Origin of the sequence: Starkeya nomas (assembly GCF_902703545.1) — a bacterium.
Lineage (GTDB): Bacteria > Pseudomonadota > Alphaproteobacteria > Rhizobiales > Xanthobacteraceae > Ancylobacter > Ancylobacter moscoviensis.
This window is the reverse complement of the sequence record NZ_CACSAS010000001.1, coordinates 3,180,033-3,198,332: the sequence shown is the minus strand read 5'-3', so window position 1 is coordinate 3,198,332 and position 18,300 is coordinate 3,180,033. Positions and strand designations below refer to the sequence as shown.

The following is an 18,300-nucleotide window of genomic DNA, read 5'->3' as shown; positions in this document are numbered from 1 at the left end:
AAGGATCGTTCTCTCCAAAACTCTCTCCTCAACGGGGAGAGGGGAGGGTGCATGGACGAACCCAGTCCGATGGCCGGTTCGCGTTCGATGGCCGTCATGGCCGGGCTTGTCCCGGCCATCCACGTCTTTCGCGGGCGAAGGAAGTCGTGGATCCCCGGGGCGAGCCCGGGGATGACGGCGTTCACGTATGGCGCCGTCATCCCGGACCGCCGGCAGGTCGATCCGGGATCGTGCGCGGGACGGGAGAGCGATCCCGGCCCTGCGCTTCGCTTCGGCGGGGATGACGTGTTTGAGGCGAGCATCCTCCGAGGCTCGCTCCGCTGGCACCTCAGGATGACGGCGTTCATGATCGATCGCCTCACAGATCCTTGCAGAGCCGCAGCGAGTCGTAGATCGCGGCGTGGATGTTGCGGCCGGTCCAGGCGTCGCCGACGCGGTAGAGGGCGAAGCCGGGCTGGCCGGTCCAGCGCTGCGGGCGGCCGGCGACCAGCGCTTCGAGGTCCGTCTCGCCGTCGTTCACCGACGAACCGCGCAGCGCCTCGAACAGGCTGTCGACGGGCAGCGTGCCGTAATCGACGACCACGCGGTCGATCACACGCTCCTCCTCGGCGTCGGTCATGGTGTTGCGCAGGGCGGCGACGAGGCGGTTGCCCTCGGGGTAGATCTCGATCAGCTCGGTGTTGGGGGTCATCACCACGCCGAGCTTGTAGAGCTCGCGCAGATGCACCGGCTTGTTGGTGGTGCCCACTTCCTGCGCGACCTGAAGATCGTGCGTCACCATCTCGACGAGGCAGCCCTTCTTCGCCAGCACCTCGGCGGTGGAGGCGGCGTTGTGGCCACCGATCTCATCATAGAGCAGCACCGAGCCGGTGGGCTCCACCTTGCCCGAGAGCACGTCCCAGGTGGTCACGGCATGCTCGTGGCCTTTCGCGTGGCCGGTGATCGGCAGGCCGCCCGTCGCCATGATGACGACGTCCGGTGCTTCCGCCAGCACGTCCTCCTGCGTGGCTTCCTGGCGGAGGCGGATGTCGACACCCTTCTTTTGCGCCTGCGCGTAGAGCCAGCGCGGAATGCCGGACAGCGCCTCGCGCCATGTCGCCTTCGCGGCAATGTTGATCTGGCCGCCGACGACCGGCTCTTTCTCGAACAGCACCACCTTGTGGCCGCGCTCGGCGCAGACGCGGGCCGCCTCCAGCCCGCCGGGACCAGCGCCGATGACTACCACCTTGCGCGCCACCTCCGCCTTCGGGATGACATGCGGCATGGTCGCCTCGCGGCCAGTGGCCGCGTTCTGGATGCACAGGGCATCGCCGCCGACATAGATGCGGTCGATGCAGTAGCCGGCGCCGACGCACTGGCGGATGTCGTCGTCGCGGCCTTCCATCAGCTTCCTGACGAGATGCGGGTCGGCGATGTGGGCGCGGGTCATGGCGATCATGTCGACATGGCCTTCCGCTACGGCGCGGGCGCCGGTGGCGAGGTCGGTGACGCGTTGGGCGTGGAAGATCGGCACGTCCACCTCGCGCTTGATGGCGCTCGGCAGGAACAGGAAGGGCGCGACCGGGAAGGACATGTTCGGCAGGGAAATGGCGTGGGACATCTCGTCCCGCGCCTGGCCGCCGATGATGTTGAGGAAGTCGACGAGGCCGGCTTTCGCGTATTCCGAGGCGATGGCCACGCAATCCTCGTGGCTGAGGCCGTCGGCGATCATCTCGTCGCCGGACATGCGCATGCCGATGACGTAATCATCGCCCACCGCCTCGCGCATGGCGCTGAGCACCTCGATGCCGAAGCGCATGCGGTTCTCGAGGCTGCCGCCATATTCATCGGTCCGCTCGTTGACCGACGGCGACCAGAACTGGTCGACGAGATGACCGTGGGCGGCGGAGATTTCGCAGCCGTCGAGCCCGCCTTCCTTGCAGCGACGGGCGGCCTCGGCGAAGGACTTCACCACGCGGCGGATGTCGTTCCTGTCCATCGCGCGGGGGATGGTGCGCGAGGCCGGCTCGCGCCGGGGCGAGGAGGAGAGGGTGGGGAACCAGTTCTCGGTATCCCACTTCGTGCGCCGGCCCATATGGGTGAGCTGAATCATCAGCTTCGCGCCGTGGGCGTGCACCCGCTCGGCGAATTGCTGGAAATAGGGAATGACGCTGTCGTCGGCGACGGAGATCTGCGCCCAGGGCGCGGCCGGGCTGTCGATGGCCACGGAGGAGGAGCCGCCGAACATAGTGAGCCCGATGCCGCCCCGGGCCTTTTCCATGTGGTAGAGCTGGTAGCGCTCCTGCGGCTTGCCGTCCTTGCCGTAGCCGGGGGCGTGCGAGGTCGACATCACCCGGTTGCGGATGGTGAGGCCCTTGATGGTCAAGGGTTTCAGCAATGCCTCGGCATTGGCGATCATGATGGCCGCGCGCTCCTTCGACCATGAGTCCGGGGCCGGCCCGGTTCCCGGCCCGATGGTCGCACGATAGGTCGCGCGCGCCTATGCCGAACAGAAGATTTGCGCCATCGCGCCGGAAGGCTTGCGACCGTCCCCCGGGTGAAAGAGGGCGGGCCGGCGAAAGCGGGCGTTTCAGCGCGCGAGGATGCGCAGCGCCGAGGGGCCGGCGAGCGCGAAGACCAGCAGCGACAGCGGCACGGCGAAGACGAAGCCGGCATAATTGAAGCCGATGGCGCCGACGATGCCGCCGCCGAAGAAGCTGAACAGGAAATAGGCCAGCAGCTTCAGCTTCTCGCGGTCGGCCAGCACCAGCGGCACATCGGTGCCGCGGCGGCGGCGGTTGGAATAGAACAGCTTGCCGAGCTCGATGCCGATATCGGTGACGATGCCGGTCATGTGGGTGGTGCGGATCTTCGCGCCGGAGAGCTTGGTCACGGTGGCGTTCTGCAGGCCCATGATGAAGCACAGCACCGCGACCTCCATGCCGAGGGCGATGCTGGAGCGGTGGGTGTAGAAGCCGAGCAGGCCGAAGGTCAGCAGCAGGCACGCCTCCAGCGCCAGGGGCAGGGAATATTCGCGGCCCGCATAATGCCGCCGGCCCCAGTTGACGAGGATGGCGGAGGTGGCAGCGCCGAGGACGAAGGCGACGAGCGCGCCGCCGCCGGCCAGCACGAGGTCCATGGCGCCGAGGACGGCGTTGTCCGCCGCCGCCGAGATGATGCCGGACATGTGCGAGGTGTACTGGCCGACCGCCAGCAGGCCGCCGGCATTGGTGGCGCCGGCGACAAAGGTCATGGGCAGGCCGAGCCACGCGTCCGCGAGCGGCGTGCGCTCGGGCGCCAGCATGTCGGCAGTCAGGTGCGTGTAGCGTTCCGCCAGATGGCGGCGGTAGCTGGTCGGCTTGAGAGGCGCATTCATGTCAGTGGCGCGGCGAAGGCCGTGTCCATCGGGCGGTATGATATGCAGAAAACGCAATCGGACGGTGTGTATTTAATACCAGATGTTGCGTCGCGCCATAATAAACAACGCTTACGTGGCATGCGAACACTTCACGCTTTCGCGGCATCGCGGGAGGACGCCGCCCGCTCGCGGCTCGGCGGGCGGCCGAAATGGCGGGCATAGGCGGTGGAGAAATGCGCCGCCGACTGGAAGCCGCAGGCAAGGCCGACATCGGTGACCGGCAGCGGCGACAGGCGCAGCAGTTCGCGCGCCCGCTCCAGCCGCAGCGCCAGATGGTAGGCGGCGGGCGTGACCCCGAGATGGCGCCGGAACAGCCGCTCCAGATGCCGGGGCGAGACGTCGAGGCGGCGGGCGATGGCGGCGATGCCGGGCGGCTGCTCGATGGCGGCCTGCATCATCTTCACCGCGCGGGCGAGCGTCGGATCGGGCAGCGCCGGGCGCGGGCGGGCTTCGACCTTGGCGTGCGGCGGGCGGGCGCGGTCAACGATGAACTGTTCCGACACCTTGTCGGCCAGCGCGCGCCCGCCGCGTGCCTCGACCAGCGCCAGCATCATCTCCAGCGGCGCCACGCCGCCGGTGCAGGTGAGGCGGTCGCGGTCGATGACGAAGGCTTCCTCGACGAAGGAGATGTCGGGGAATTCCTCGCGGATGGCGGAGAGGTTCTCCCAGTGCACGGCGCAGCGGTAGAAGTCGAGCAGGCCGGCGTCGGCGAGCACGAAGCTGCCGGTGCACAGCGCGCCGAGCGCAACGCCGCGCCGGGAGAGCCGGCGCAGCGCGTCCTCGATGGGCGGGGTGGCGGCGTGGCGCACGTCGATGCCGCCGCAGACCAGCAGCAGGTCGAGCGGCCCCGCCTCGTTCAGGGCGAGTGTGGGCGAGAGGGTGAGGCCGTTGGAGGCGGCGGCGGGGGCGCCGTCCAGCGTGAGGATGCGCCAGGAATAGATCTCGGCCTCCGCCACATAGTTCGCCATGCGCAGCGCCTCCAGCGCGTTGGCGCAGGCGATCATCGAGTGGTTCGGCAAGGTCAGGAAGCCGATGCGCGTGAGCGAGGCGAGATCGAGCACGATGGAGCCGAAGACTGTTGCGTTGCCGAATGTTGCGACGGTCCATCTTCGGACAACATCGCGCAGAAATACCTAGCCTTTGTCACGGGCCAGCGCGAATGGTGCCGCAAATTTGTCGCCGGAACAGGGGGAAATGACCTCGAAACAGAGAGGTATCCTTCCATGCGGTCCCGTACGACCTTGCTTTCCGGCTTTCGCGGCTCACTGCCCGGCCGCGTCATGCTGCCGGTCGGCTTCGCCCTCATCCTCGCCGCCGGCACCTATATGGTGGCCGAGAGCGAGGGTTACCAGCGCGGCAAGACCGACCAGGCCAACGCGCAGGAGAGCGTCAAGAACCTCGCCCGCCTCGTCGCCCAGCCGATCGAGCTCGACGCCGAGCCGACCGAGAAGGGCGACCAGCTCGATATTCCGAAGATGATCCGCGCCATCGAGCCCAGCGCCGTCTATCGCCCGACCGAGAAGGCCGCGGCGAAGCCGGCCAGGCCCGCCGGCACGGTCGCCGTGGCGACGCCGGTGTCGCTGCCGGTCGGCGTGGAGCGCTTCGACCGCTGCGAGGGCAATTGCGACACGCGCGATCCGATGATCACGCACAGCTCCTATCCGGTGCTGGTGTCGACCTCGGCTCCCGCTCCGGCGGCGAGCGCTCCGGCGTCCGGCACCCCGGCGCCTACGGCTCCGCAGGCGCGGGCGGAGGAGGACGAGAGCTTCCTCGGCCTGCCCTCCCTGCCGTCGGCGGGCGAGATCGTCGACCGCACGGTGCAAGGCGCCAGCGCCACCTACGATACGATGAAGCAGGCGGCGAGCGGCGCGATCGACTTCCTGCGCTGACTCCGCCTGTGCCTCAGCGGTCGACGACCAGGTTGCTCGTCGGCTTCGAGCAGCACAGCAGCGCCATGCCAGCGTCGATTTCGCGCTGGCGGATGCCGCCGCCGTGCTTCATGTCGACCGTACCCTCGATGAGCTTCGACTTGCAGGTGCCGCACAGACCCTTCGAGCAGGAGGAGGGCAGGCGCACGCCGGCGCGGCGGGCGGCGTCGAGCACGAAGGTGTCGGAGCGGCACTCGATGGTGCGCTTCTGCTTGGCGAATTCGATGGTGTAGGTCGCGACCTCCGGAGCGGCGACCGCCTCCTGAACCGCCTGCACGCCTTCCGCCAGCTCGACCTCGGCCGCGACCTCGGGCTCCGCCCGGGCCAGCTCGGCGAAATCGAAGCTCTCCTCGTGATGCCGGCTCATGTCGAAGCCGGCGCCCTTCAGCATCTCGCGCACCGCCGCCATGAAGGGGGCGGGGCCGCAGACGAAGACCTCGCGCTGCTTGAAGTCCGGCGCGATGTGGTTGAGCACGCCGAGATTGAGCCGTCCGCGCAGCCCGTGCCAGGGCTCGCGCGGGCTGTCCGCCTCGCAGACCGGCGCGAAGCGGAAGCTGGCGGGCTGGTTGCGCGCCATGAGTTCCAGCTCGCCGCGGAAGATGATGTCGGCCGGCGAGCGCGCGGCGTGGACGAACACGATGTCGCGCGGTTCGCCGAGGTCGTGGAAGGTGCGGGCCATCGACATCAGCGGGGTGATGCCGCTGCCGCCGGACAGGAACAGGTATTTCGGCGCCGAAGCGGGATTCGGGCTGGGCGCGCCCTGCATGAAGCAGGAGAAATCGCCCATCGGCCCGATGGCGTGCAGCACCGAGCCGACCTTCACCTGATCGTGGAGGAAATTCGACACCGGGCCGCCGGGCACGCGCTTCACCGTGATGGAGAGTGTGTGGGGGCGTGCCGGCGTGGAGGCGATGGTGTAGCAGCGGTTGATGCTCTCGCCGCCGATGTCGAGATCCAGCGTCAGGAACTGGCCCGGCTGGTAGCGGAAGACGCAAGGCTGCTTCGGCGCCAGGACGAAGGTCTTCACGTCGGCCGTCTCGTCGCGGATCTCGCGGACGATGAGGGCGTCATCCGCCTCCGGGTTCCATTCCGGCAGGGCGCCGGACAGGCGCAGGGCGGCGGGATCGGGCGATGCCATCGGGCTCAACGCGTCCATCGTCAGCGGCCGAGATGCTCGGCCATGCGGCCGACGTACCAGTTGCAGAACTTGTCCACGAGCATCTCGGTGTGCGGCGAGTAGGGGCCGGGCTCGTAGGCGGGCGAGCGGGCGCCTTCCTGGCAATAGCCGACGAGGGTCGAATCCTGATCGTTGGTGGCGTCCCACACGGCGACGAGGTTCTCGACGTCGTAGTCGACGCCTTCGACCGCGTCCTTGTGCACCAGCCACTTGGTACGCAGCAGCGAGCGCTCGGCGTCGAGCGGCAGCACCGAGAAGACGACCGCGTGGTCGGACATGAAGTGGTGCCAGGAGTTAGGCTGCGTCCAGAAATGCAGCGCGCCGTGCTTGGGATCGTTGATCCGGCCGAGCAGCTTGCGGCACGCCGCCCTGGTGTCCGAGGTGTGGCTCTCGCCGTCGCCGGCCAGCGGCAGGCGCTCGGTACGGAAGCCGGTCACCATGTCGTCGAGATGCTCGATCATCTCCGAGGGGAAGCCGCAGCTTTCCCATTCGCGGTGGCTGGCCTTGAGCAGCTTGTCGTAGCTCTCGGCTTCGGCGCGCTCATGCTCGTCCAGCTCCTCGGGGGCGAAGCCGAAGCCATAGGCGAAGAGCGGCACGGTGAGCTCGGGATGGTTGCCCGCGCAGTGATAGCACTCGCGGTTGTTCTCCATGGTGAGCTTCCAGTTGCCCGGCTCGATGATGTCCTTCTCGAAGGCGACCTTGGCGTTCTTCAGGTCGTGCGGGGCGAGATAGGGCGCCATCTTCGCCGCCATGACGTCGAAGTCGGCCGGCGGATCGTCGGACAGGCAGACGAAGATCAGCCCTTCCAGCGAGCGCACATGCACGGGCTTGAGGCCGTGGCAGGCGGCGTTGAAGCCCTCGCCCATGTGCTCGGCGAAGAGCAGCTTGCCGTCGAGGCCGTAGGTCCAGGAGTGATAGCGGCAGACGAGGTTGCCGACCGTGGTCTTGTAGTCGAGCACGAGCCGCGCACCGCGGTGGCGGCAGACATTGTGGAAGGCGCGGACCTCGTTGTCGTCGTCGCGCACGACGATGATGGCGTTCTTGCCGATGTCGAGGCTCATCGCGTCGCCCGGCTCGGGAATGTCGGGATCGACGCCGACGAAAATCCAGTGCCGGCCGAAGATGACCTCCATGTCGGCGTCGAAGATCTCGGGGCTGGTGTAGAACGGGGCTTCGAGGCTGTAGCCCGGCTTGCGACGGCGAAGCAGCGCCTTGAGCGGCGTATCGGTGGTGTCCAGCATGGGTCTGTTCTCCCTCGCGGGTCCCGGCCCGCTTGTCGTCTGGAATTGTTCGACGGAAGCGTTCCGCCGACTTTCACCGAAGCGACAGGAAGTTTGCTGGAAGCGACATTCGCCGCTTCCCCGGACCGCCTATTCGAACAGGCGGTGGCCGGCGACGCTCTGGGCGGCCGGGCCGGGGGCACGGGCGCGCGCGTCGGACGGCGTGAAGCCGTGCTGGGCCTTGAACTGGCGGGAGAAATGCGCGCAGTCCGAGAAGCCGGCCTCCAGCGCGATGTCGGTCACGGAACGGCCGGTCGTGTCGAGCAGGAAGCGGGCGTAGCGCAGCCGCAGCCGCCGATAGAATTCCGCCGGGCGCTGGCCCATGATGGTCTGGAAAAGCCGTTCGAGCTGGCGGGTGGAAAGCTGCAGCCGTCGGGCGATGTCGGCGATGGGCAGCGGATCGGCGAGATGCTGCTCCATCATGAGCAGGGCGCGGCGCACGCGGTCGTCCGCCACCAGATCGGCGATGGGCGGGTGCGGCTGGGATTCGGTGCCCGGGCGCTGGCGGTCGAGCAGCAAGACGTGGCGGCTCTTCTGGGCGATGGAGCGGCCGAGGAACTTCTCCACCAGCGCGGTGGCGAGGTCCGCCGCGCCGCCGCCGCCCGCGCAGGTGATGCGGTCGCCGTCGATGACATAGAGCCGGTCAGCCACAGGCGTGTGGTGCGGGAATTCCTCGAGGAAGTCCTGGTAGTGGTACCAGGAGACGCAGCAGCGCCGGCCGGTCATCAGCCCGGCGCGGGCGAGCACGAAGCTGCCGGTGCACACGCCGACCAGCGACACGCCGACCTTCGCCGCGCGCTTGAGATAGGCGACGCTTTCCTCGTCGAGCTGCTGGCCGCCATGCAGCAGGCCGCCCACGACGACGATGTAGTGGAAGTTCGAGGGGTCGGCGAGCGGGCCGGAGGGCGAGACGGTGACGCCGCAGCTCGCGCGGATCGGTTCGGGCCGAGAGGACATGACCTGCCAGCGGGCGAGGATCGGCCGCGAGCGGTCGCCGTCATCGGCGGCGAGGCGCAGCTGATCGACGATCAGCGAGAAAGCCGAGAGGGTGAAATTGTCGGCGAGGATGAAGCCGACATTCAGCACCGGCGCGGCGGCGGCCGCGTTGCCGGAGGCTGGCGAGCCGAGGGGCGAGGGTCCGGCGGGTATAGGACGCTGCTGGTTCATGGCGTGCTCCGACGGGCAGCATAGCAAATTTGCCGCTTCCGGTAGCAAGGATGATGCCGTTCCCGTGGGTCACGTCCTCGTATCGGCCTTCGGTTCAGCATTCGGGCAGGTTCACCGCGAGGCCGCCGAGCGAGGTTTCCTTGTATTTCGAGGCCATGTCTCGCCCGGTCTCGCGCATGGTGGCGATCACCTTGTCGAGGGAGACGATGTGCGTGCCGTCGCCATAGAGCGCCAGCGAGGCGGCGTTGACGGCGCTGATCGCGCCGAAGGCATTGCGCTCGATACAGGGCACCTGCACGAGCCCGCCAATGGGGTCGCAGGTCATGCCGAGATGATGCTCCATGCCGATCTCGGCAGCGTTCTCGACCTGCGCGTTGGTGCCACCCAGCGCCGCCGCGAGCCCGCCCGCCGCCATGGAGCAGGCGACGCCCACCTCGCCCTGGCAGCCGACCTCGGCGCCGGAGATCGAGGCGTTCATCTTGAACAGCGCGCCGATGGCGGTGGCGGTGAGCAGGAAAAGCCGCATGCCGGCGGCGGTGGCGCCGGGGCAGTGGTCGCGATAGTAGCGCAGCGTCGCGGGAACGACACCGGCGGCGCCGTTGGTGGGGGCGGTGACGACCCGTCCGCCGGCCGCGTTCTCCTCGTTCACCGCGATGGCGTAGAGGCTCACCCAGTCCATGATCTCGTGCGGGGTGCGGGCGTTGCGTGCCAGTAGGCTTTCGCGGATCGCCCTCGCGCGGCGGCGCACCTTCAGCCCACCGGGCAGCTCGCCGGAGGTGGCGATGCCGCGGTCGACGCAGGCCATCATGGCGTCGACGACGCGGTCGAGATGGGCGTCGACCTCGGCGGCGGGCCGGCGGGCCCGCTCGTTGGCGGCGACCAGCTCGGCGATGGTGAGGCCCGCCGCCTCGGCCAGCGCGAGCAGTTCGCGCGCGTTGCGGAACGGGTAGGGCACGGCGCTGTCATCGGCCCGCGCCGGCTGGCCGACCTCCGCCTCCGGCACGACGAAGCCGCCGCCGATGGAGCACCAGCGGGCTTCGGCGAGCGGTTCGCCATCGGCGGCGAAGGCGCGGAAGGCGAGGGTGTTGGGGTGCGCGGGGGTGGGGGAGACGCCGTCGAAGACGATGTCGCGCTCCGGCTCGAAGCGCACGCCGTGACGGCCGCCGAGCGAGAGGCGGCGATCCTGCGCGGCCTCGGCGACGAGGGCGTCGGCGCGGTCGGGATCGATGGTCTGCGGGCGCTGCCCGGCGAGGCCGAGGACGACCGCCTTGTCGGTGCCGTGGCCCTTGCCGGTCCAGGCGAGCGAGCCGTAGAGCACGGTCTCGACGCGGGCGACGCGGGGCAGCAGCTCCCGCGCGGCCAGCTCGTCGACGAAGGTGGCGGCGGCCACCATCGGCCCGACGGTGTGCGACGAGGAGGGGCCGATGCCGATCTTGAAAAGCTCGAACGCGCTGATCATGGGCGCATCACATTCCCTCGGTCGCGCAGGCGGGTGAGGCGTGCGGCCGGACGGTTCCTCTGGCAGGACCTTTGCGGCCCCTTCTTCTTGTCGCATGTCTGGCACGTCCCCCGGTCTGGCACCGGGGGACGGCAAATCTCAGGCCAGCTCGCGCCGGCCCTCTTCCAGCAGTTCCCAGACATAGGGCGCGAAGGAGCGCCAGACGTCGATGTGGAAGGTCTCCGGCGCGACACGCGAGAGCACGATCTCGGCCTTGTGGAAGACGGTGCGCGTGCACATGCCGACCGGGAAGCTCTCAAGGGACAGGTCGAGCGGGTTGCCCTGATTGAGCACGAAGGCGGCCCGGGGACCGGAGGTCTCGATCCCCACGCTGCGCGAGGACACGTCCACCAGCGAATGCGGCAGACCGGCGGCGGCGCTGTCGATCGCCGCGAAGAGCGGCGCGGGATCAGCGCCGGGAGCGAACAGGATCCACTCGTCCGGGCCGAGCCAAAGCGCCGCGCGCCCGTTCGCCTCAGCGCGCCGGCAGGCCTCGCGCGGAAGGGCGACGCCGAAAGCCTCTCCGACCGGGCCGATGGCCGCCTCGCGGCCCCGGAAGGCGAGGCGCGCGGCTGGGCCGAGCGGGACAAGTCGCGCAGCTGCGACGTCATGCGACGCGGCGGCGAGCGCGTGCAGCGGATTGACCGAAACGGCGGCAGCCGTGGTGGCGGGGGCGGTGATCGAAGCGATCTCATCCATTGAGACGCTCTCCCTTCGGATCGTAGAAGATGGGTTCCACCACCTCGACCTCGATGGCGTGGGTCTCCATCGGCACGGTCAGCTTCTGGCCGATGCGTGCCCGACCGCCCTTGATCATGGCGAGGGCAATGGAGCGGCCGAGCACGGCGCTGTTGTAGGACGAGGTCACGAAGCCGAGCATCGGCACCGGGATCGGCGCGGAAGGATCGGTGACGATCTGCGCGCCTTCCTCCAGCACGACCCTGGGATCGGTGGTTCGCAGGCCGACGAGCTGCTTGCGGTCGGGCGCGGAGAAGGCGGCGCGGGCGAGCGAACGCTTGCCGACGAAATCCTTCTTCGCCTTGCCGACCGCCCAGCCGAGGCCGACATCGTCCGGTGTCGCGGTGCCGTCGGTTTCCTGGCCGACGATGATGTAGCCCTTCTCGGCGCGCAGCACGTGCATGGTTTCGGTGCCGTAGGGCGTGATGCCGAACCTCTCGCCGGCGGCATAGACGGCTTCCCAGACCGAGCGGCCATATTCGGCCGGCACGTTGATCTCGAAGCCCAGCTCGCCGGTGAAGGAGACGCTGAACAGGCGCGTGGGGACCCCGCAGATGCGGCCCTCGCGTACGCTCATATGGGGGAACGCCTCCTTCGAGAGGTCGATGCCCTCGATAAGCGGGGCGATGACCTCGCGGGCCTTCGGACCCTGCACGGCGATGACCGCCCATTGCTCGGTGGTCGAGGTCAGCCACACGTCGAGGTCCGGCCACTCGGTCTGGAGGTAGTCCTCCATATGAGCCAGCACGCGCGGGGCGCCGCCGGTGGTGGTGGTGACGTGGAAGCGATCGGGCGCGAGGCGGCCGACGACGCCGTCATCCATGACGAAGCCGTCCTCGCGCAGCATCACGCCGTAGCGCAACCGGCCGGGCTCCAGCTTCGCCCACGCATTGGTGTAGATGCGGTTCATGAACTCGGCGGCGTCCGGCCCGACCACCTCGATCTTGCCGAGGGTGGAGGCGTCGAACAGGCCGACCGAGGCCCTGACCGCCTTGCACTCGCGCGCCACGGCCGCATGCATGTCCTCGCCGGCCCTGGGGAAGTAGTGGGCGCGCTTCCAGAGGGAGACGTCCTCGAAGGCGGCGCCGTGCTCGGCGGCCCAGTAGTGGATCGCGGTCTTGCGCAGCGGATCGAACAGGTTGCCGCGCGCCTCGCCGGCGAAGATGCCGAAGGTGGTCGGCGTGAAGGGCGGGCGGAAGGTGGTGAGCCCGATCTGCGGCACCGGCGTGTCGAGCGCCTCGGAGACGATGCCGAGGGCGTTCATGTTCGACGTCTTGCCCTGGTCGGTCGCCATGCCCGTGGTGGTGTAGCGCTTCACATGCTCGATGGAGCGGAAGCCTTCGCGGGTGGCGAGCTTGATGTCCTTGGCGGTGACGTCGTTCTGCCAGTCGACGAAGGCCTTCACGAAGGCCGGGTTGCGGCTGTGCGGGGTGGCGCCGATGAAGCCGTCCGTGCCGAGGTCCTCGGCGCTGGCAGGGATGCTGCGCGAGGATTCAGCCGGAGCGGGCGTCTGGCCGCGCGCCGGGGAGGTGAAATTGCGTGCCGCCTTCGCTGCCGCCTCGCCCTGCGCATAGCCGTCTTCGAGCACGCGCTGCAGGCCCGAGAGGCCGCGCGAGGCGCCGGCCGAACGCTCGCGCTCGACCGAGGTGCCCGGCAGATAGGCGCCGGCCGCGCCGTCCCAGACCAGATTGCCGCGCGACTGCGAGAACAGGTGCACGCTCGGCGTGAAGCCGCCGGACATCAGCACGACGTCGCAGGCGATGCTCTCGGACGGGCCGACAGTGCCGTGCTTCACCTTGGCGAGGCTGGCGCCGCTGACGCGCAGGCGGCCCGACGTGCCGGTGACGACCGTGGAGGGGCGCACGTCGATGCCGGCCTTGAGCGCATGGGCGGGCAATTCACCCGTCAGCTCGGAGCGCAGATCGGCGATGGCGGCGATGGCGACGCCGCCGGCCTTGAGATCGAGCGCGGCGCGGTAGCCGGCGTCACAGGCGGTGAAGATGACCGCGCGCTCGCCGGGCCGGACGCCGTAGCGGTTGAGATAGGTGCGGCCGGAATCGGCGAGCAGCACACCCGGCCGGTCGTTTTCCGGGAACACCAGCGGGCGTTCCAGCGCGCCGGTGGCGAGCACGACCTCCTTCGCCCGCACCTGCCACAGCCGCTCGCGCGGCAGGTCGGCGCCGGGGGCGGCGAGATGATCGGTCACGCGCTCGGCGAGCGCGATAAGGTTGTGCGGGAAATAGCCGAAGGCCGTGGTGCGCGGCAGGAGCGTCACATTGTCCTTCGCGGCGAGATTCGCCAGCGTGTCCGCGAGCCAGTCCGCAGTGGGCTTGCCTTCGATGATGGCAGTGGTCTCGGAGAGCAGCGAGCCGCCGAATTCGGCCTGCTCGTCGACGAGGATGACCTTCGCGCCGCTCGAAGCCGCCGCCAGCGCCGCCGCGAGGCCGGCCGGGCCGGCGCCGACGACGAGCACGTCGCAATGGGCATAGTTCTGGGTGTAGCGGTCCGGGTCCGGAAGGGTGGGAGCGACGCCGAGGCCCGCCATGGCGCGGATCTTCGGCTCGTAGAAGCGCTTCCACGCGCCCGCCGGCCACATGAAGGTCTTGTAGTAGAAGCCGGACGGCAGGAAGGGCGAGAACAGGTCGTTCACCGCGCCGGCGTCGAAGCCGAGTGAGGGCCAGCGGTTCTGGCTCTCCGCCTTCAGACCCTCATAGATCTCGACCTGGGTGGCGCGCAGGTTCGGCGCCTGACGGGCGCCGTCGCGCACCACGTTCACCAGCGCGTTCGGCTCGTCCGAGCCGGCGGAGATGAAGCCGCGCGGGCGGTGATACTTGAAGGAGCGGCCGACGAGATGCACGCCGTTGGCGATGAGCGCCGAGGCCAGCGTGTCGCCGCGATAGCCGGTGAAGGTCTTGCCGTCGAAGCGGAAGGAGACCGGCGCGGCGCGGTCGATGCGACCGCCGGAGGGGGTGCGGAAGCGGTTGGTCATCTCACTTGTCCCCGCCGATGCTGGCGCCATCGACATCCGGGCCGAGGTTTTCGGGTCTCTGCTCGCCGGCCTTGTAGGTGACGACGAAGAAGTCGCTTACCGTGTCGCGCACGGCGTTGAAGTAGCGGCCGCAGCCATGGATGTGGCGCCAGCGCTCGGCGTGCAGACCCTTGGGGTTGGTGCGGTTGTAGAGGAACTCCGCCCATTCCTCGTCCGAAAGGGCGGAGGGGTCGGCCGGGCGGGCGATGTGCGCCTCGCCGCTGTAGCGGAATTCGATCTCGGGCCGCTTGCCGCACCAGGGGCAGTCGATGATGAGCATGGATCGCCCTCCTCAGTGTGCGACGGCGGCGGCCGCCGCCTCGTCGATCAGGAACCCGTCGCGGAAGCGCTCCAGCGTGAAGGGCGCGTTGATCGGGTGCGGGGCGTCGCGGGCGATGGTGTGGGCGAAGACGTTGCCCGAGCCCGGCGTCGCCTTGAAGCCGCCGGTGCCCCAGCCGCAGTTCACATAGAGGCCGGGGACAGGGGTTTTCGCGATGATCGGCGAGCGGTCGGGCGTCACGTCGACGATGCCGCCCCAGTTGCGCAGCATGCGCAGGCGCCGGAACTGCGGAACCAGCTCGCAGATGGCGTCGAGCGTGTGGGTGGTGATGTGCAGCGCGCCGCGCTGGGAATAGGAGGTGTAGGCGTCGGTGCCGGCGCCGATGACCATCTCGCCCTTGTCGGACTGCGAGATATAGGCGTGGATGGTGTTGGACATCACCACGGTCGGGAAGGCCGGCTTCACCGGCTCCGATACGAGCGCCTGCAGCGGGTAGCTTTCCAGCGGCATGCGCAGGCCCGCCATGGCCATGACCACCGAGGTGTGGCCGGCGGCGGAGACGCCGATCTTCTTCGCGCGGATGAAGCCCTTCGTCGTCTCGACGCCCTCGACCGCGCCGGAGGGGCCGCGGCGGATGGCCTTCACCTCGCAGTTCTGGATGATGTCGACGCCGCGCGCGTCGGCGGCGCGGGCGAAGCCCCAGGCCACCGCGTCGTGGCGGGCCGTGCCGCCGCGCCGCTGCAGCGCGCCGCCGATGATCGGGTAGCGCATCGAGGTGATGTTGAGCGGCGGGCAGAATTCCTTCACCTGCTCGGCGGTCAGCCATTCATTGTCGACGCCGTTGAGGCGGTTGGAATGGACGTGGCGCTTGAAACTGATCTCGTCGTGATGATTGTGCGCCAGCATGAGCACACCGCGCGCCGAGTACATCACGTTGTAGTTGAGGTCGGCGGACAGGCCTTCCCAGAGCTTGACCGCGTGCTCGTAGAGCGCGGCGCTCTCGTCGAACAGGTAGTTCGAGCGCACGATGGTGGTGTTGCGGCCGGTGTTGCCGCCGCCCAGCCAGCCGCGTTCGATCACCGCGACATTGGTGATGCCGTGTTCCTTGGCGAGATAATAGGCCGCGGCGAGGCCGTGCCCGCCGGCGCCGACGATGATCACGTCGTACTCGGCCTTGGGCTCGGGACTGCGCCATTGCGGCTGCCAGCTCTTGTGGCCGCCGAGAGCCCGGCGAAACAGCTCGAAGCCGGAGAATTTCTGCACCTTCGCCTCCGACGGGGATGCGCCCCGCTTTCGTGATGTCGCATGCTTGCGCGGCGGCACCATGGAAGCGAGCACTGTTTCGGCGCTGGCGTTGTACGGATGCGACATGAAAAGCGACAGTGATGTGGAGCGCGTTGCGCGCTGACATCTGCGTGCGCTGACTTGCGCCGGACATGATCGGGCCGTTTACTCCCTGGGAACGGGGACAGCGAGCCTCGGCGACAAGGAGCGGAGTGCAGCGATGAGCAACGGACGCAATTTCGACGCAGGGCAGCTCGTCGACCAGCTGCTCGGCATGAGGTCGGGCGGCGGTGGCGCGGGCAACAATCCGCTCGGCGACCTTCTCGGCGGTATCCTGGGCGGTGGTGCGCGGCAGGGTGGGGCGTCGGCGGGCGGCGCTCCGGCTGGCGGCCAGCCAGGAGGGATTTCGCTGCAGGACCTGCTCGGCGGGATTCTCGGCGGCGGTGCCGGTGGCCGCGTGGCCCAGCCGAGCGATGCCTCGCTTCCCTCGGGCGGCGCGCCCTCGGGTGGTCAGCCCGGCGGGATTTCGCTGGAAGACCTTCTGGGTGGGATTCTTGGCGGCGGCGCGGCCGGTGGCCGCGTGTCGCAGCCGGGCAACGCCGCGCCTTCCGCCGGCGGCGCGCCTTCGGGCGGCGGCGGTGGGTTGCCCGGCGGCATCTCGCTGGAGGACCTGCTGGGCGGCCTTCTCGGGGGCGGGGCCGGACGCGCGCCGCAGCCGGGCGGCGGCTCCGCGTCCGGCGGCGCGCCTTCGGGCGGTGGTGGCGGGCTGCCCGGCGGCATCTCTCTGGAAGACCTTCTGGGCGGCATCCTCGGCGGTGGCGGCGCGGCCGGTGGCGGACGCGCGCCGCGGGGCTCGGGCGACGATTCGCTCGGCGATTTCGCGGCCGACGCGCTGGCCGGGCGCCGTGGCCAGACCCCGGCGCAGCTCGGCGATTTCGGCGGCGGCGCGCCCACCGGGCTGACGAGCGAGATCGCAGGCAATCCCGATGTGGTGAACGCCATCAAGGACTATCTCTCCCGCAATGGCGGCGTGCTTGCGGGTGGTGCGGCGGCCGGCTCGCTGGCGACGCTGGTGCTCGGCAGCAAGGGTGGACGCAAGCTGGCCACGAACGCGGTGGCGCTGGGGGGCATCGCGCTGGTCGGCACGCTCGCCTACAAGGCCTACCAGAACTATCAGCGCGGGCAGGCGCCGCAGGACGTGGCGACCCCGCCTGAGCCGGCGCAGCTTCCCCCGCCCCAGTCGCCGTTCCACCCGGCCCAGGCCAGCCAGACCGAGCTGCCGGTCGTGATCCTGCGCACCATGATCGCGGCGGCGCTGGCGGACGGGCATGTCGACGATGTCGAGCGCGCGGCGATCGGCGCCAAGCTCAGCGAGGACGGTGCCCAGCTCGACGCGGCCGAGCGCTTCCTGAGCGGGGAACTGGCCAACCCGGCGACGGTGGAGGAGATCGCGAGCGAGGTCACCGCCCCCGAGGCGGCGGCGGAGGTCTACATCGCCGCGCTGCTCGCCATCGACGCCGACAACACCGCCGAGCGGGCCTTCCTCGCCCGCCTGGCGACGGCGCTGAAGCTCGATCCGGCGCTGCTGCCGCATCTTGAAGCCGCCGCGCATGCGGCACGGCAGGTCTGACGCCAGCCGTACCGAGGTTTGCCTGCCCGACGTGCTCGGGCAGGCCATGCGGCGACAGTCAAACGTGGTTAATCGTTAAGGTTAAGCTCGCCTTAAGCACTCGCGGCTAAGGTCCCGGCGATCGAGGATTGCCGGGACTCTCTCCCGGCATGTCTGAAAGCCGGGTCCATGCGTCGCGTCGCGTCTTGTCGTAAGTCTTCCCGCTACGGGGCGTTCGCCCTGATGACGGGGCTCCTGGGCGCCAGCCTTCTCGCGGGTCATTCCGCGCGGGCGGACGAGGCGGGCCTCTCGATGGACGACGACGATCTGCTGGCGAAGGCGCCGAAGATCGAGGACACCAGCGGCTGGTATCTGCGCGGCGATGTCGGCTACGTCTTCAACGAGACGCCCGACGGCCTGCGCCCCGGCTTCGGGTTGCGGGATTCTTCCCTCGACGACGCCTGGCTGGTCGGCATCGGCGCCGGCGTTCGGCTGAACGACATGTTCCGCGTCGACGTGACGGCGGACTACCGCACCAGCGCCGACTATGCGGCGACCGGCGTGACCGCCGACTTCAGCGCCACCACCGTGCTCGCCAATGTCTATGCCGACCTCGGCACCTGGCACGGCATCACGCCCTATGTCGGCGCGGGAATCGGCGGCGGCTACGTTTCCGCCAGCGACATCCGGCTGCTTGGTCTTCCCGCCGGCGACAGCAGCGGCTGGGGCCTTGCCTGGGCACTGACGGCGGGCGCCGCGGTGACCGTGGCGCCGAACTGGCAGGTCGATGTCGGCTACCGCTACATCAACCTCGAAGAAGCGGGCGGCGGCCGGTTCGATTTCGGCCAGAGCGCCCATGAGGTGCGCATAGGCCTTCGCTACCTGATCGACTGAACGGCGACGGCCGGGGGAGG

Annotated in this window: 14 protein-coding genes; 3 read left to right on the top strand and 11 right to left on the bottom strand. The window is 69.4% G+C overall.

Annotated features, from left to right (window positions below; all coding sequences use genetic code 11):
• Positions 1–358 precede the first annotated feature (358 nt).
• The 3 genes from STARVERO_RS15250 to STARVERO_RS15240 form a co-directional block, all read right to left on the bottom strand.
• Complete coding sequence (locus STARVERO_RS15250) at positions 359–2,398, bottom strand: NADH:flavin oxidoreductase (protein ID WP_159599793.1); 2,040 nt, start codon at positions 2,396–2,398, stop codon at positions 359–361.
• 171 nt (positions 2,399–2,569) lie between these two features.
• Positions 2,570–3,355 carry a YoaK family protein gene (locus tag STARVERO_RS15245; protein WP_159599791.1) on the bottom strand — a complete coding sequence of 262 codons (786 nt, stop codon included), beginning with the start codon at positions 3,353–3,355 and terminating at the stop codon, positions 2,570–2,572.
• Positions 3,356–3,486: 131 nt separating this feature from the next.
• On the bottom strand, positions 3,487–4,458 hold the full coding sequence (locus STARVERO_RS15240; RefSeq protein ID WP_159599789.1) for a GlxA family transcriptional regulator: 972 nt from the start codon (positions 4,456–4,458) through the stop codon (positions 3,487–3,489).
• 162 nt (positions 4,459–4,620) lie between these two features.
• On the opposite strand from STARVERO_RS15240, the gene STARVERO_RS15235 reads away from it, so the two are divergent.
• Positions 4,621–5,286, top strand: coding sequence for a hypothetical protein (locus tag STARVERO_RS15235; protein ID WP_159599787.1), 666 nt, complete (start codon positions 4,621–4,623; stop codon positions 5,284–5,286).
• 13 nt (positions 5,287–5,299) lie between these two features.
• Here STARVERO_RS15235 and STARVERO_RS15230 read toward each other — a convergent pair whose 3' ends face one another.
• From STARVERO_RS15230 to STARVERO_RS15195, 8 genes are all read right to left on the bottom strand, one after another.
• Positions 5,300–6,481: an FAD-binding oxidoreductase gene (locus STARVERO_RS15230; RefSeq protein ID WP_159599785.1), complete on the bottom strand. Its 1,182-nt coding sequence runs from the start codon at positions 6,479–6,481 to the stop codon at positions 5,300–5,302.
• 2 nt (positions 6,482–6,483) lie between these two features.
• The gene (locus tag STARVERO_RS15225) at positions 6,484–7,743 is read right to left on the bottom strand and encodes an aromatic ring-hydroxylating oxygenase subunit alpha (protein ID WP_144344215.1); all 1,260 of its coding nucleotides are present in this window, start codon (positions 7,741–7,743) and stop codon (positions 6,484–6,486) included.
• Between the two features lie 129 nt (positions 7,744–7,872).
• Positions 7,873–8,949: a GlxA family transcriptional regulator gene (locus tag STARVERO_RS15220; RefSeq protein WP_144344216.1), complete on the bottom strand. Its 1,077-nt coding sequence runs from the start codon at positions 8,947–8,949 to the stop codon at positions 7,873–7,875.
• 94 nt (positions 8,950–9,043) lie between these two features.
• Positions 9,044–10,408, bottom strand: coding sequence for an L-serine ammonia-lyase (locus STARVERO_RS15215; RefSeq protein ID WP_159599783.1), 1,365 nt, complete (start codon positions 10,406–10,408; stop codon positions 9,044–9,046).
• Positions 10,409–10,546: 138 nt separating this feature from the next.
• The gene (locus STARVERO_RS15210) at positions 10,547–11,146 is read right to left on the bottom strand and encodes a sarcosine oxidase subunit gamma (RefSeq protein WP_159599781.1); all 600 of its coding nucleotides are present in this window, start codon (positions 11,144–11,146) and stop codon (positions 10,547–10,549) included.
• Positions 11,139–14,174 (bottom strand): sarcosine oxidase subunit alpha, encoded by a 3,036-nt coding sequence (locus tag STARVERO_RS15205; protein ID WP_159599779.1) that lies wholly within the window; start codon positions 14,172–14,174, stop codon positions 11,139–11,141. The genes STARVERO_RS15210 and STARVERO_RS15205 overlap by 8 nt, the downstream gene beginning before the upstream one ends.
• Position 14,175: 1 nt before the next feature.
• Positions 14,176–14,493 (bottom strand): sarcosine oxidase subunit delta, encoded by a 318-nt coding sequence (locus STARVERO_RS15200; protein WP_159599777.1) that lies wholly within the window; start codon positions 14,491–14,493, stop codon positions 14,176–14,178.
• Between the two features lie 12 nt (positions 14,494–14,505).
• The gene (locus STARVERO_RS15195) at positions 14,506–15,864 is read right to left on the bottom strand and encodes a sarcosine oxidase subunit beta family protein (protein WP_418655063.1); all 1,359 of its coding nucleotides are present in this window, start codon (positions 15,862–15,864) and stop codon (positions 14,506–14,508) included.
• Positions 15,865–15,997: 133 nt separating this feature from the next.
• On the opposite strand from STARVERO_RS15195, the gene STARVERO_RS15190 reads away from it, so the two are divergent.
• Together STARVERO_RS15190 and STARVERO_RS15185 are read left to right on the top strand one after the other, a co-directional pair.
• Positions 15,998–17,407: a tellurite resistance TerB family protein gene (locus STARVERO_RS15190; protein ID WP_244616780.1), complete on the top strand. Its 1,410-nt coding sequence runs from the start codon at positions 15,998–16,000 to the stop codon at positions 17,405–17,407.
• 222 nt (positions 17,408–17,629) lie between these two features.
• Positions 17,630–18,280, top strand: coding sequence for an outer membrane protein (locus STARVERO_RS15185; RefSeq protein ID WP_159599775.1), 651 nt, complete (start codon positions 17,630–17,632; stop codon positions 18,278–18,280).
• Positions 18,281–18,300 lie beyond the last annotated feature (20 nt).